The sequence below is a fragment of the Sanguibacter sp. Z6_81 genome (assembly GCF_057180625.1).
The window spans coordinates 122,408-137,787 of record NZ_JBXUFV010000004.1; the positions used below are offsets into that span (position 1 = coordinate 122,408).

Below are 15,380 nucleotides of genomic sequence, written 5' to 3' on the forward strand. Positions count from 1 at the left end.
GCTCCGATCGTCGTCCGTGTCCAAAGGGGTCCCGCAGTGGCTGAGCAACGTGGCCAGCTCCGGCCGCCCGCGTCGTCCGCGGCCGGGCCGGACGTCGTGCTGCGCTTCTCCGACGGACAGGTCCTCCCGCTGCGCGGCATGACCCTCGTCGGCCGTCACCCGCAGCCCGCACCCGACGAGATCATCACGGACCTCGTGACCCTCAGCGACCCGCGCCGGTCGGTCTCCAAGACGCACCTCCTCGTCGGGATGGACGCCCGCGGGCCGTTCGTCACCGACCGGCACTCGACGAACGGCACGCTCGTGACCCTCCCGGACGGGCAGCAGATCCTCTGCGCTCCGGGCCAGACGATCCGCATGGCGCCCGGGTCGGTCGTGACCTTCGGCGACTTCAGCCTCCGGCCCGACGTCCGGGGGCAGGGGTGAGGCCCATGCACACGACCTGGGGCTCGGCGACCGACACCGGACGCGTCCGCACGCTCAACGAGGACGCGCTCCTCGCGTACCCGCCCGTCTTCCTCGTCGCCGACGGCATGGGCGGCCACGAGGCGGGCGACGTCGCCAGCCGCGTCGTCGTCGAGGAGTTCTCGCTCCTCGTCGGGCGCCGCTTCGTGACGATCGAGGACGTCCACGAGTGCTTCAGCCGGGCGGCGGACCGCCTCCGCGAGATGCTCGTCGGGCGTACCGGGGGAGCGACGGTCGCCGGTGCGGCGATCGCCATGCACGACGACGCCGCGTACTGGCTCGTGTTCAACATCGGCGACTCGCGCGTGTACCGCCTCGCGGACGGGGACCTCGAGCAGGTGAGCGTCGACCACTCGGTCGTCCAGGAGCTCGTCGAGGCAGGCCGCCTGAGCGAGGAGGAGGCGTCGGTGCACGCGGAGCGGCACGTCGTCACGCGTGCGCTCGAGACCGCGTCCGCCCCCGAGCCGGACTACTGGATGATCCCGGCAGGTGCCCAGGACAGATTGCTCATCTGTTCCGACGGACTGACCGATGAGTTGGACGATGACAAGATCCGCGTGGGGCTCACGTTGATCAGCGATGCCCAGGAGGCCGCTGAGTCGCTCGTGCACGCCGCCGTGGAGGCAGGTGGCCGGGACAACATCACCGCGGTGGTCGTCGACGTCGCGACGATCTGGCACGGACTGACGAGCGCTGACGAGACCCACAACCAGGACGGCCGCCCGGACCCGGTCGCAGAGCCGCCTCCCGAGTGGGACGAGCAGATGCACGGCATCACCGTGCCGCGACCACGGACGGTGACGTCGTGATCGTCCCCCGGTACGCCCCCGGAGACTGGTTCGCGGTGGTCACCGACGGTGCGGTGGCCCTGCTGCCGCCGTCGGTCGACCACGCCAAGGTCGCGGAGGTGTGGGATGCGCTCCGGGAGAGCCCCGATCTCACGCACGGGCTCGCCGTGCTTGCCCGCGGGGGCCTCGTGGGACTGCCGCCGTTCGCCCTCGTGACCGTCGTGGACGGCCACGTCCGTGGGTTCCTCCGGGGTGACGTCCGCCTGCTCGTCACCACCGCCAGCGGTCTGGCGGAGCACACCGCGACCCACGTCGCGACGTGGGCGGAGATCAACGTGACCGACGCGCACGCACTGACGGTCGCCGTGCCGGAGGACGAGGCCCCGCGTGGTCGGGCGGCGCGGATGCCTGCCCTCGCCGCCGTGGTCCAGGCGTCGGCCGTGGAGGTCGTGCTGCGCGTCGGCGCGAGCGCCGTCCCCGCCCTCGCCTCGCGCAGCGCCCTCAGCTCGCACAGTGCCCTCAGCTCGCACAGCGCCCTCACCTCGCACAGTGCCCTCACCTCGCACAGCGTGGTGTCCTCGGGCCGCGCGCACGCCGCACCGGCGCGCGCCTCGTTCGACGAGCTCCCGGCAGGGCCCGCGCCGCGCCGCGCCCTCGAGCCGTTCGAGGTGCCGCCCGCGTCGGAGATGACGGTCGCGCCGCCCCTCGAGGACCCGCCGGCCCACAGCCCTGCGGACGCCGGGCAGGCGGGGTCGTCCGTCGCTCCGCGCAGCGGTCCGGGTGCTGCGCCGACGGGCGAGCTCGCTGCGGTGCCCGTGCACGCGCTCGAGACGGTGCCCGCCTCGTCCGTGACGGCCCTCCCGCGGGCGGCAGCCGGCGCTGTGGACGAGGAGGACGACGTGCACGGCAGCACCGTGCTCAGCTCCAGCCTCGTCGAGCTGCGCCGGCAGATGCCCGACTGGCAGCAGGACTTCGTCCCCGGTCCCTTCTCGGTGCCCGGCGTGCCCGTCCGCGTCCATCGGATCCGGATGGCGTCCGGACTCGTCGTCCCGCTCGACAGGGCGGTCCTCATCGGCCGGGCGCCCGTCGTGTCCCGCGTCTCGGCACGGGACCTCCCGCGCCTCGTCACGGTGACGAGTCCCAACCAGGACATCTCCCGGACGCACGCCCAGGTGCGGGCCGAGGGCGAGGACGTGCTCGTCACCGACCTCAACTCGACCAACGGCATGCTCCTCGTCGAGCCGGGACAGCCCGCCCGTCGGCTGCGCCCGGGCGAGGCGACCGTCGTCGTGCCCGGCGCCGTCGTCGACCTCGGCGACGGCGTGACCTTCGAGCTGGAGCGGGACGAGTGAGCTCCCGCCGCCAACCCTCGATCGCGCCACGGATCCCCGGGTACGAGTACGTCCGGCTCCTGGGCATGGGTGGGTTCGCCGACGTCTTCGAGTACCGGCAGGAGCTCCCGCGACGCTCGGTCGCCGTGAAGGTCCTCCTCGGCGGGTCCCTCGACCAGGACGCCCGCGAGGCGTTCTTCGCCGAGGCCAACGTCATGGCGCAGCTGTCCCACCACCCGTCGATCGTGACGATCTACCACGCGGACATCGCCGCGGACGGTCGCCCGTTCCTCGTCATGGAGTACTGCTCGCGGCCCAGCCTCGGAGCCCGGTACCGCACCGAGCGCTTCACCGTCGCCGAGGTGCTGCGGACCGGGATCCGTGTCGCGTCGGCCGTCGAGGCGGCGCACCGCCTCGGGATCCTGCACCGGGACATCAAGCCTGCGAACATCCTCGCCACCGACTTCGGGTGGCCCGCCCTCACCGACTTCGGCATCGCCGCGACGCTCGGCTCGTCGGCGGCGGCCACGGGGATGTCGATCCCGTGGTCCGCACCCGAGCTCCTCGCCGAGCACCCGACCGGGGACGCACGTGGGGACGTGTACTCCCTCGGCGCCACGCTCTACACGCTCCTCGCCGGTCGCTCGCCCTTCGAGGTGCCGGGACGCAACAACACCCCAGCGGACCTCCTCTCGCGCATCGAGCGAAGCCCCCTGACGCCGATCGACCGGCAGGACGTCCCTCCGGGCCTCACCGCAGTGCTGGCGCGGTCCATGGCGAAGAACCCGGAGCGCCGCTTCGTCAGCGCCCTCGCCCTCGCGCACGCCCTCCAGCAGGTCGAGCGGTCGATGCAGCTGCCGGTGACGAGCATCGACCTGTCCGAGGAGTTCCAGCCGCCGGCGGACACCGTCACAGACCCCCACCAGGGTCGGAGCCCGTTCGAGGCTCCCGCTGCGCCGGGCTCCGCTCGCGAGCCGGACTCCGACGAGGCGACGCGCCTGCGGCCCATCACGAGCATCGACCCGCAGGGAGCGCCCGCCCCTGCGCCGCGCCATGCAGCCCGGGCGCCGGGAGGGACACCGTCGGCCGCCGTGAGCGCACGGTCGGCGGACGACGTCGCGGAGCTCGACGACCAGGCGACGCGGATGCGCGCCGTCACGAGCATCTCCCCGCACGGACCGGTGGTCGCCCCGTCGACGACGGGGCACGGCCCGTACCCGGGCGCGGCGGACCCGGCCGGCCTCCCAGGACCAGGGGCCCCGGCTCCGGGGCCGACCAGCGCGTCGGAGGTGCCGGACCCCGCCGGTGCGGAGGGTGGCCGGACGCGCCCCGGGACGAGCGCCGCCCCGTCGCCGTCGACGACGAGCCCCGGCCCGGTGACGCACGACGCGGCGATCCGCACGCCGACGGCGCACACGCAGACGTCTCACCCGCACGCGCCGCACCCGCCGACGTCCCATGACTCGATCCCCTACGGTGCCGGGGCTCGCGGAACGACTCCTCCGGCGGGGATCTACGGCGCGGGTGCAGCTCCGGCGCCCCGAGCGGCCTCGGTGGCCGTCCCACCGTCGACCGGCGGGCCGGCGCCCCGCCCGGCGCAGTTCGAGGTGAGCGCGAGCGAGCTCCGCACACGCCACTACCGGACCGAGCACCGTGCCGAGGACGAGCAGCACGCCGGGCGCACGTCCACCGGACGACGGCTCCTCGTCGGCGCCAGCAGCGTCGTCGTCGTCGCGCTCCTCGCGTTCGTCGCCAGCCAGACCCTCGGCCTCGGGCCGCAGGGCAACCCCCAGGAGTCCGCGAGCGCGACGCCGTCCCCGACGCTCATCGGTGGGGCGACGGTCCCGGCACCCGAGGGCCTCGAGGGGCGGACGAACCCGGACGGCACCGCGACCTTCCGGTGGAGCAACCCCGACGAGCTGGAGGGCGACGCATACCTGTGGCGCGTCGTCGCCGTCGGGTCGACGGCGCCGGCAGAGCGGGTCACCCGGCCGTCCGTGTCGGTCCCGGTGCCCGAGGGCTCGACGACCGTCTGCATCGAGGTGTCGATCGTGCGTGCCGACGGCCGCGCGACGGCGACGCCGGCGCAGGGGTGCAGCGCATGAGGCTCCGTCGGTCCCGCAGCGGGAGCACGTCCTCCCGGACCTCCACCGCGCGTTCCGTCGTCGCCGCCATCACCGTTCCTGCGGTGCTTGCCGCCCTCGCGATCATCAACCCCGGCGTGAAGATCGCGGAGATCGACCTCAACGACGGCGCCGTGTGGGTGACCAACGCCCAGGGGCTCAAGCTCGGCCGCTACAACGCGACCGTCAAGGAGCTCAACGGCGGGCTCGTCGCGACCGATCCTGCGTTCGACGTCCTCCAGGACGCCCAGGACGTGCTGCTCACCGAACCGGGGAAGGTGTCCGTCGTCGACACGGCGTCGGTCACGCTTGCCACCCAGGCGGAGATCCCGGCGGACACCCAGGTGTCGATGTCCGCGGGGGTCGTGGCGATCACCGGCGCCGACGGGAACGTCTGGGTCCGGACCACGGCGACGCTCGCGACGATCGATGCTGCGACGCCCGGTGACCTCAAGCTCGCCGACGGTGCCCTCGCGACAGTGACCGTCGACGGCGACGTGCTCGCGTTCGACCCGTCCGACGGTGGGGTGCACCGCGTCGCGGTCACGCCGGAGGGTCTTGAGCAGGAGCAGGTGGTCACGCTCACGGACGCGGCCGGCGTCGAGCCCGACGAGATCACCGCGGTCGGCGACGAGCTTGTCGTGCGTGGCGGGAGCACGCTCTACGGCGAGGGCTGGTCGGTGAACCTCGAGAAGCACGGCACGGGCGCGGTGCTGCAGCAACCGTCGGCAGCGTCCGACGTCGTGCTCGCGTCGACGACCACGGCGGCGGTGCGCGTCGACCTCGAGGACGGGAGCGTCGACGCGCTGCCGACCGGTGGCGCAGGAGTGCCCGCCCGCCCCGTGCGCGTCGGGGACTGCACGCACTCGGCGTGGGCGTCGGGCTCCGGGAGCTACGTGTCGCAGTGCGAGGACGGTGACCCCGAGATCGTCGACCTCGACGGGATGACGACGTCCGACGTCCTCGTCTTCCGGGTCAACCGGTCCGTCGTCGTCCTCAACGACACCGCCCAGGGTCGGATGTGGCTGCCGGAGGACCTGCCGAAGGTCCAGGAGCCCAACTGGCAGGACATCGAGCAGGAGGAGGAGCCGGACGACCAGGAGGACACGTCCGACGACGTCCAGACTGCCCAGCAGCTCCTCAGCCAGTGCACGGACCAGTCCGCGACGCCGGGTGCCATGGACGACTCGCTCGGGGTGCGTCCCGGGCGCACGACCATCCTCCAGGTGCTCGACAACGACACGGCGGGTGAGTGCGGGATCATCGCGATCAGCGCCTTCGACGCGATCCCCGAGACGTTCGGGACGCTCGAGCCCGTGTACGGCGGACGCGCGCTGCAGGCCGTCATCTTCCCGGACGCCCAGGGCAGCGTCACGTTCACGTACACGATCACCGACGGCCGCGGCCAGAACCCCCCGTCGACGGCGACCGTCACCCTCACGGCCCAGGACCCGAGCCAGAACGCCGACCCCGTGCAGGTCCGCACCGGCGCCGTGGAGGTCGAGCAGGGCGCGACCATCGAGTACGACGCGCTCGCGAACTTCACCGACCCGGACGGCGACGACCTCCTGCTCAGCTCGGCCGTGACCGACGGGAGCGGGTCCGTGCGTGCCCGCCAGGACGGCATCGTCACGTTCGTCGCCGAGGGCGAGGCGCTCGGACGGCAGACGGTGCAGCTCACCGTGACCGACGGCAGGGCGACGGTCGTCGGAGAGATGGTCGTCGACGTCCGCCCGACCGGGTCCCTGCCGCCCGTCATCGACCCGGTGCACGCCGTGACCTACGTGGGGCAGCCCGTCGACGTCGACATCCTCGCGTCGGTGCGCAGCGCCTCCCGGGAGCCCGTGCGTCTGGCGTCGGTCGAGGAAGTCGCTGGCACGACGATCCTGCCGAAGCTCGAGGACGGCACGTTCACGTTCACAGCACCCAACCCCGGGACGTACTACGTCGGCTTCACGGTCGTCGCGTCCCCGCAGCAGGCCACGGGCCTCGCGCGGGTCGACGTCCGCGAGTGGCCCGGCGCGCCGCTGCCGCCCGTCGCCGTGCGGGACCTGGCGCTGCTCCCCCTCGGGGGCGAGGTGACCGTGGACCCGATGGCGAACGACGTCGACCCCAACGGCGGGGTGCTCGTCCTCACGTCGGCGACCGCCGTGCCCGACTCGGCGCTGCGCGTCGCGGTGATCGACCACCGCCTCGTGCGGATCACGTCCTTGCGGGCCCTGGAGGCACCCGAGACGGTCACCTATGTCATCTCCAACGGAGTGAGTGAGGCACGCGGAGAGATCCTCGTGCAGCCCGTGCCCCCGTCCGCCGACCAGCACGCGCCCGTCGTCCGCGACGTCGAGGTCTCCGTGCGGACCGGAGGCGTCGTGACCATCCCGGCCCTGGACTACGCGTACGACGCGGACGGCGACGACATGGAGCTCGTCCCCGAGCTCGCGGAGCCGCTCGCCGACGGGCAGGGCCTGCTGTTCGTCTCCGGCGACCAGCTGCGCTACCAGGCGCCGTCGGCGCCGACGACGGCCCGCGCCGTGTTCAGCGTCCGTGACTCCGCCGGCAACGTGGGCGCGGGCCGGCTCACGGTGACGGTCCACGAGTCGTCCGCCACGACGAAGTCCCCGCCACGGCCCAAGGACCTCACCGCCCGGACCTTCGAGGGCGAGGTGGTCCGCGTCATGGTCCCGCTCACCGGCATCGACCCCGACGGCGACGGCGTCGTCCTCCTCGGCCAGGGGGACACCGCCCCGAAGAAGGGGCGCATCTCGGCGGTCGGCGCCGACTGGATCGAGTACGAGGCGTTCCCCGGCGAGACCGGCACGGACACCTTCACGTACGCGGTCGAGGACTGGGTGGGCCAGCGCGCCGTCGCGACCGTCCGGGTCGGGATCGCCCGCAGGCCCGCGGAGGCGCTGCCCATCGTCGCCCAGGACGACGAGGTGACGGTGCAGCCCGGCCAGCGGGTCGAGGTGCGGGTGCTGCGCAACGACGTCAACCCCTCCGGGGGCGACCTCACGCTCTCCCCGGACATCGAGGTCCCGCCGGGTGTCGTCGCGCGCACCGAGGGACGCCGCATCGTCGTCGAGGCACCCGCCGAACCCGGACCGCCGATCTCGATCGCCTACACCGTGACGAACGACCGGGGCGGCCGGGCGACCGCCGTCCTCACCGTCTACGTCGTGGCCGACGCCGTCATCGCCCCGCCGGTCGCGGGCGACGTCACCGTCGCGCCCATCGACGTCGTCGGCAAGACGAGCGTCGAGGTCGACGTGTTCGAGGTGGCGGAGAACCCCTCGGGCCCGTTGAGCGACCTCGAGGTGTCCGTCCCGTCGTCGCACTCGGGTGTCGCGTCCGTGACCGCCGACGACAGGGTCCTCGTGACGCTGACCGACGAGGCGCAGACGGTCCCGTACCTCCTGACGAACACGCACCCCGACGCCGACGGTGTGCACGCCTACGCCTTCATCACCGTCCCGGCGCTCGGCGACTTCCCGCCCGTCCTGCGCCCCAAGGCGCGGGAGCTGCGGGTGGCGTCCGGCGCGGAGCTCGCCATCCCCATCGCGGAGTTCGTCCAGGTGGGGACCGGCAAGACGGCACGCATCGGCGACACGACGCTCGTGAGCGCGACACGCTCCGACGGCTCCGAGCTCGTCGTCGACGAGACGACGCTGCGGTACGCCTCCCAGGTCGGCTACGCCGGCCCCGCCTCCATCACGTTCCAGGTCACCGACGGTGCCAGCCGCGACGACGCGAGCGGACGCAGGGCCACGTTGACGCTCCCCATCACCGTGTACGCGGAGGAGGACTACCCGCCGACGTTCACGCCGAGCGTCATCGAGATCCCGCAGGGCGACGCCGCCGCAGCGGTCGACCTGCTCGGGTTCGCCGAGGGCCCGGAGGGTGCCGACGGGGCGCAGCCGTACACCTTCCGCCTCGCCGGGACCCCCACCGCGGGGTTCAGCGCGACGCTCACCGGCACGACCCTCCAGGTCGTCGCTTCTCCGGACGTGGCTCGTGGCACGACGGGCTCCACGCAGCTGACCCTCGGGTACGGCCGCTCGGGCAGCCTCACGGTCGAGGTGCAGTTCCGGGTGGTGGCGAGCACCCGTGCGCTCGTCAAGGTCACGCCCGACGTGAGCGTCGACGGCGCGGCCGGGGTCGACACGCGTGTCGCCGTCCCCGTCGTGTTCAACCCGTTCCCCGACCAGGCGGTGACCGTGCTGGGTGCGACCGTCGAGACCCCGGGGTCGGGCACCGCGTCCGTGTCAGGGTCCACCGTCGTCGTGCGGCCGGACGAGGGCTTCGTCGGGTCCATGGTCGTGCGGTACCGCGTCCGTGACGCGACGGGCGACAGCCTGCGCGAGGTCGAGGGGCGGATCTCCGTGAACGTCCGTGACCGGCCCGACGCCCCGGTGGCTCCGCGAGCAGGCGGCGTCACGAGCCAGTCCGTCGTGCTGTCCTGGGAGGCTCCCGCGAACAACGGCTCACCGATCACCGCGTACCGCCTCACCCGCTCACCGGGCGGTCAGACGACGAGCTGCGCGTCGACGACCTGCACGGTCACCGGCCTCACCAACGGCACGGCGTACACGTTCACGGTCGCCGCACAGAACGCCATCGGGTGGTCGCCGGAGTCGCCGGCGAGCGCGTCCGCCACACCCGACGCCGTCCCCGACGTCCCTGCCGCGCCGACCCTCGCCGAGGGCGACAAGCAGCTCACCGCGAGCTGGAGCGCGCCGAGCAACACCGGCACCCCGATCACCCAGTACACGGTCGAGATCTCGCCCCTGCCGACGTCGGGCGGTGGGAGCCGCACGACGTCCTCGACGTCCGTGACCTTCACCGGCCTCACCAACGGCACCCAGTACCAGGTCCGGGTCCGCGCGCACAACGGGGCGACCCCGCCCGAGGGCGGCTCGTGGAGCCCGTGGTCGTCGTCGGCGATCCCCGCGGGGGTGCCCGGTGCTCCGACGGTGCGCGCCAGCCGGGTGGAGACGGCGCTCGGGGGCCAGATCGACGTCGGGTGGGACGCGCCAGCCTCCAACGGCGCGCCCATCGACGAGTACGTGGTGACCGTGAGCGGCGCGGGGCAGGCCACCCAGGTCGTCAGCCGCGGCACGAGCACGAGCTGGGCGTTCACGAACGCGGTGAACGGTGTCGAGTACACGTTCGCCGTCACCGCGCGCAACAAGGCGGGCACGGGCACGGCGGGGTCCACGACGACGTCGACGTTCTCGACGCCCGGCGCCCCGACCTCGCCGAGCATCAGCGCGACGGCCACCGGTCGCGGGTTCGGCGACGGCCGGGTCGTCCTCGCCTGGGGTGCGCCGACGTCCACCGGCGGCGTAGGCGTCGGCATCAGCTCCTACGAGGTCGAGGGGATCGGCAACGTCGGCGCGGTGACGAGCTACGCGATCGGTGGCCTCGGGGGCGGGACTCCGACCCCGGCGTACCGCGTCCGGGCGTGCAACACCCGCGGTGCCTGCGGCGACTGGGCATCGATCGGCAGCGCGACCCCCGTCACCGTCCCGGAGCAGCCGACCGTGAACGTCGCCGGCGGGTACGGCCAGGTCACGGTCACGTGGTCCACGGCCGGTACCGGGGGGTCCCCGATCACGAGCGTCGAGTACGCCGTCGGTACGCCGTCGGTATGGAATCCCGTCCCGCCGTCAGGATTCGCCCACGCCGTCGACTTCGGCGGCTGGGGCGACTCGCAGGACGTCACGGTCTTCGTGCGAGCGACGAACGCGGCCGGCACGAGCACGGTCGCGTCCGCCACCGGGACAGCCCAGCGCATCCGCGAGCCGGACGCACCGGGGTCCGTCACGCTGTCGACCCCCGGCCCCGGCACCATCCAGTTCAGCTGGACGCCGGCCCCCGAGAACGGGTCGCCCGTCACGGGGTACGAGTACCGCATCGTGCGTCCGCTGACGGTCCCGGGCGGCTGGACGGGCGCCCCCACGGCCAGCCCGGTGACGCTCGTCGCCATCCCCCCCGGGACGGTCCGTGTCGAGGTCCGCGCGCTGAGCGCGGAAGGCCCAGGAGATGCCACGGCCTCGACCGACGTCGTCGTCGCGGCGCCGCCGGAACCCGGCGATGGCTGACCAGCGCCGGGCGCCCCGAGCGCCCGCCGAGCACCCGCACCCCACCCAGCACAGAGAGCAGCCCGTGACATGACACCCACCCCGATGACCGCCGAGCAGGCCGCATGGTTCGCACAGACCTTCAGTGCGCTCGTCGACAACGTCGGCAAGGCCGTCCTGGGCAAGACGCACGTCGTCCGCCTCGTCCTCACGGCGATGCTCGCCGAGGGGCACATCCTGCTCGAGGATGCCCCGGGCACGGGCAAGACGATGCTCGCGCGCGCACTCGCGGCGACGGTGGACGGGACGCACAACCGCATCCAGTTCACCCCGGACCTCCTGCCGTCGGACGTCACGGGGGTGACGATCTACGACCAGAAGTCGGGTGCCTTCGAGTTCCACAAGGGGCCGATCTTCGCGTCCGTCGTGCTGGCTGACGAGATCAACCGGGCCTCGCCGAAGACCCAGTCCGCGCTCCTCGAGGTCATGGAGGAGTCGCGCGTGACGGTCGACGGGGTGACGCACTCCGCGGGCCGACCGTTCATGGTCATCGCCACCCAGAACCCCATCGAGCAGGCCGGGACGTACCGCCTGCCCGAGGCGCAGCTCGACCGCTTCCTCATGAAGACCTCGCTGGGGTACCCGGACCACGCGTCGACCGTGCAGATCCTCGCGGGCGCGGCGGAGCGCGACCGCACGACGAGCCTCACGCCCCTCATCTCCTCCACCGCCGTGGCCGACATGGCGGACCTCGGTGCCACCGTCCACGTCGAGGGGACGATCCACGACTACATCTCCCGGCTCGCCGAGGCCACCCGGCGCGACGCGGAGACGCGCCTCGGCGTGAGCGTCCGGGGGTGCCTCGCCCTCGTGCGCTGCGCGAAGGTGTGGGCGGCGGCCCAGGGGCGGCCGTACGTCATCCCGGACGACGTGAAGGACCTCGCGGTCGCGGTGCTCGCGCACCGGATCGTGCTCGACGTCGAGGCCGAGTTCGCGGGCGTGACGAGCGAGGACGTCCTCGAGCGGATCCTGTCGACGACCACGCCCCCGTCGGAGCGCGTGGCCTGACATGGACGAGGTCTGACGTGGCTGCGGTGGACGACACCGGGGTCGAGGAACCCGCGCGGCTGCGGCGTGCGTGGCGCCGGTCCGTCGCCGTCGTGCGGGCGCGGGCGCGCCTGCTCACCGGTCTCGGGTGGGCGACGGCCGTGTGCGCCGTGCTCGCGCTCGGGGTGGGGCGGCGCTTCGGGTGGGCCGAGCTCGTCGTCGGTGGGTGCGTGCTCGGGGTCGCCCTCGTCGTCGCGCTCCTGCTGACCATCGGGCGCTCGAGCTATGCGGTCGACCTCGACCTCGCCGACAGGTTCGTCACCGTCGGGGAGCGCGCCATGGGGCGGATCGAGGTGCGCAACGCCGGCCGCGGACGGCTGCTGCCCGCGTACGTGGAGCTGCCGGTGGGGCAGGGCGCGGCGAGCTTCGCGCTGCCGAGCATGGCCCCGGGCGCGGTGCACGACGAGCTCTTCGCGATCCCCACGTCCCGGCGCTCCGTCGTCGTCGTCGGTCCCGTGCACTCGGTGCGTGCCGACCCGCTGGGCATCGCGCGGCGCGATACCCGGTGGACGGACCCCGTGGAGCTCTACGTCCACCCGGTGACCGTCTCCCTGGCCGGGACGCGACCCGGGCTCCTGCGGGACCTCGAGGGCCAGTCCACCCGGACGATCACGGACAACGACATGTCCTTCCACGCGTTGCGCGAGTACATCCCCGGCGACGACCGGCGCAACATCCACTGGCGCACGAGTGCCCGCACCGGGACCCTCATGGTCCGCCAGTTCGAGGACACGCGTCGCACCCACACGGCGCTCGCCGTCGCGACGCGGTCGACGGACTACGCGCACGACGACGAGCTCGAGCTCGCGGTGAGCGCGTTCGCGTCGATCGGGGTCCAGGCGATCCGCGACGGGCTGGAGATCACGCCGCTCGCCGGGCCCGAGGTGCTCCGTGCGCGCACGCCGCGGTGGTTGCTCGACGACTGCTCGCGCATCGACACCCTCCCGCCGACCGAGGACGACAGGGACCTCGCGTACGTCGTGGCACGCGCGGTGCCGACGGCGTCGATGGCCATCTGCATCACGGGCTCGACGACCTCGCCCGCCGCGCTGCGCGCGAGCGCCGGGCGGCTGCCTGCCGGTCTACGGACCGTGTTCGTCACGTGCCGCGTCGGCAGCGAGGTCTCGCTGCGCACCGAGGGTGCGCTGTCGCTCGCGACCCTCGGGGAGATCCGGGACCTGCCCCGGCTCCTGCGGCAGGTGGTGCAGGCGTGACCGTGCACCCCCTCGCGCCGGGGCCCGAGCAGCAGCGGCCCGCGGCACACCGCGTCGTCGACGTCCTCGTCCTCGCGGTGGCCGTGGCCCTGGCCCTCGTCCCGCTCCTGCCCGTGTACGGCACCACGGCCGCCCTGCCGGCGGCCCTCGGTGGGGTGCTCGTCGGCACCGCGGTGGCGCTGTGCGCCGTGCTGCGGCGCTGGCCCGTCATGACGACGATCGCCGCTGCCGGGCTGGCGTTCGTGCTCGTCGGTGGCCCTCTCGCGGCTCCGTCCACGACCGTGGCGGGTGTCGTGCCGTCCGGGGACACCCTGGTGGCCCTGGCGCAGGGCGTAGTGACGTCCTGGAAGCAGGTGCTCACCCTCGAGCCCCCGCTGGGTACTGCGGGGAACGTGCTCGTCGTGCCGTACCTCCTCGGTCTCGTCGGTGTCGTGGCGGCCGGGACGGTGGGGGCCGGGCGTCGGCACGGTCTGCGGCTCGTCACCGCGGCGGCGGTGCCGGTCCTCGTCCTCGTGACGTCCATCCTCTTCGGGACCGTCGAGCTGCTGCTCGTGACGGAGGTCGGCGTCGCGATGACCGTCCTGCTGCTCGGCTGGGCGGCGTGGCGCGCCGGCCGGTTGCGGCCGCGCCGCACGGTCTCGCTCGCGGCGATGCTCGTGCTGTCGGTGGGTGGCGGCGTGCTGCTCGCGCCGGTCGTCGCGGGTGACGTCCCGCGGTTCGTCCTGCGCTCGGTCGTCGTGCCACCGTTCGACCCGCGGGACCACGTGAGCCCGTTGGCGGCGTACCGCACCTACGTCAAGGACCACAAGGACACCGATCTCCTCACCGTCCGCGGCCTGCCCGAGGACGCCGTGGTGCGCCTCGCGACGCTCGACGCGTTCGACGGGGTCGTGTGGAACGTCCTGGGCGACGGGGAGCCCGACGGCTCCGGGTCGTTCCGCAAGGTCGGGGACACGATCCCGTCGTCCGTGACGGGGGAGCACGTGAGCGTCGAGGTCGAGGTCCACGAGCTCGCCGGGGTCTGGTTGCCCACCGTGGGCCAGACGACCGCGGTCGACTTCGCGGGGGACGAGGCCCTGCGTGCGGAGTTCCGGTTCAACGACGCCACGGGTACCGGGGTGCTCACCGGCGGGCTCGAGCAGGGCCAGACCTACCGGCTCGACGCCGTGCTGCCGCCCGTCCCCACGGACGAGGAGATCGGCTCGGCGGACCCGGCGGACGTCGTCCTGCCAGAGCCGCAGCGCGTGCCGGACGTCGTCCCGCTGCGGTCGACGGAGGTCGCGGCGCACGCGACGACCGCGGCGCTCGTGTCCAGAGCCCTCGAGGCGCACCTCCACGACACCGGGTTCTTCAGCCACGGGATCGAGGCCTCCGGGGACTACCCGTCGGCGTCCGGGCACGGAGCCGCACGGATCACCGAGCTCCTCGGCGGTGACCTCATGGTCGGGGACGCGGAGCAGTACGCGTCGGCGATGGCGCTCATGGTCGGGCAGCAGGGCCTGCCCGCACGGGTCGTCATGGGGTTCGTCCCGGCACCCGAGCAGGCCGGGGCGGAGGAGATCACCTTCACCGGCGACCACGTGCAGGCGTGGGTCGAGGTCGCGTACGCCGGCGTCGGATGGGTGCCGTACTTCCCGACCCCGCCCACCTCGCAGACACCGCAGGAGAACGAGACACCGATCGAGAAGGAACCGCAGCCCCAGGTGGTGCAGCCGCCGCCACCGCCCGCCGACCCCGTCGTCCCCCCGCGCGAGGACGTCGAGGAGCCGAACGTCGACACGAACCAGGAGACCGAGGAGGCGCGCGTCGACATCCGACGCGTGGTCCTCGTCACCGCAGCCGTTGCCGTACCGCTCCTGCTGCTCGTGCTGCCCCCGCTCCTCGTCGTCGCCGCGAAGCAGCGGCGACGCAGACGCCGGCGGAACGCGCCGGACCCCGTCGCGCGCATCAGCGGGGGGTGGGACGAGGTGCTCGACACGGCCCGCGACCACGGGACGGGAACGGACCCGGACCGGACCCGCCGGGAGACCGCACGGGGACTCGCGGTCGTGTACCCCGCGCTGCCGGCGACGGCCCTGGCAGAGCACGCCGACGCGGCGGTCTTCTCGGGCGGGGCTCCGAGCGACACCGAGGTCGCCAGCTACTGGGCGGCCGTGGACCGGTCCGTGGCGGTGATCCGTGGGGAGGGCGCGCTGTGGACCCGCGTGCGCGGACGCGTGTCCCGGGCCTCGCTGCGGCCCGGGCGTACCCGGCGGCGCTGAGGGACGTCCCC

The 15,380-nt window shown here is 73.6% G+C and carries 8 protein-coding genes; all 8 read left to right on the plus strand.

What is annotated here, in order from left to right:
* Window positions 1-36 precede the first annotated feature (36 nt).
* The 8 genes from AC2AXK_RS11535 to AC2AXK_RS11570 all read left to right on the plus strand — a co-directional run bounded on the left by AC2AXK_RS11535 (window position 37) and on the right by AC2AXK_RS11570 (window position 15,369).
* Window positions 37-426, plus strand: a complete 390-nt coding sequence (locus AC2AXK_RS11535; protein WP_484345526.1) for an FHA domain-containing protein — start codon at window positions 37-39, stop codon at window positions 424-426.
* Between the two features lie 5 nt (window positions 427-431).
* Window positions 432-1,274, plus strand: coding sequence for a PP2C family protein-serine/threonine phosphatase (locus AC2AXK_RS11540; protein WP_484345527.1), 843 nt, complete (start codon window positions 432-434; stop codon window positions 1,272-1,274).
* Window positions 1,271-2,605 carry an FHA domain-containing protein gene (locus AC2AXK_RS11545; RefSeq protein ID WP_484345528.1) on the plus strand — a complete coding sequence of 445 codons (1,335 nt, stop codon included), beginning with the start codon at window positions 1,271-1,273 and terminating at the stop codon, window positions 2,603-2,605. Before AC2AXK_RS11540 ends, AC2AXK_RS11545 begins: the two co-directional genes overlap by 4 nt.
* Window positions 2,602-4,689 carry a serine/threonine-protein kinase gene (locus AC2AXK_RS11550; RefSeq protein ID WP_484345529.1) on the plus strand — a complete coding sequence of 696 codons (2,088 nt, stop codon included), beginning with the start codon at window positions 2,602-2,604 and terminating at the stop codon, window positions 4,687-4,689. Before AC2AXK_RS11545 ends, AC2AXK_RS11550 begins: the two co-directional genes overlap by 4 nt.
* Window positions 4,686-10,808: an Ig-like domain-containing protein gene (locus AC2AXK_RS11555; protein WP_484345530.1), complete on the plus strand. Its 6,123-nt coding sequence runs from the start codon at window positions 4,686-4,688 to the stop codon at window positions 10,806-10,808. Before AC2AXK_RS11550 ends, AC2AXK_RS11555 begins: the two co-directional genes overlap by 4 nt.
* Window positions 10,809-10,892: 84 nt before the next feature.
* On the plus strand, window positions 10,893-11,855 hold the full coding sequence (locus AC2AXK_RS11560) for an AAA family ATPase (protein ID WP_484345744.1): 963 nt from the start codon (window positions 10,893-10,895) through the stop codon (window positions 11,853-11,855).
* Window positions 11,856-11,872: 17 nt separating this feature from the next.
* Entirely contained in the window at window positions 11,873-13,108 is a 1,236-nt protein-coding gene (locus AC2AXK_RS11565) for a DUF58 domain-containing protein (RefSeq protein ID WP_484345531.1), read from the plus strand.
* Entirely contained in the window at window positions 13,105-15,369 is a 2,265-nt protein-coding gene (locus AC2AXK_RS11570) for a transglutaminase TgpA family protein (protein ID WP_484345532.1), read from the plus strand. The genes AC2AXK_RS11565 and AC2AXK_RS11570 overlap by 4 nt, the downstream gene beginning before the upstream one ends.
* The last annotated feature ends 11 nt before the right edge of the window (window positions 15,370-15,380 follow it).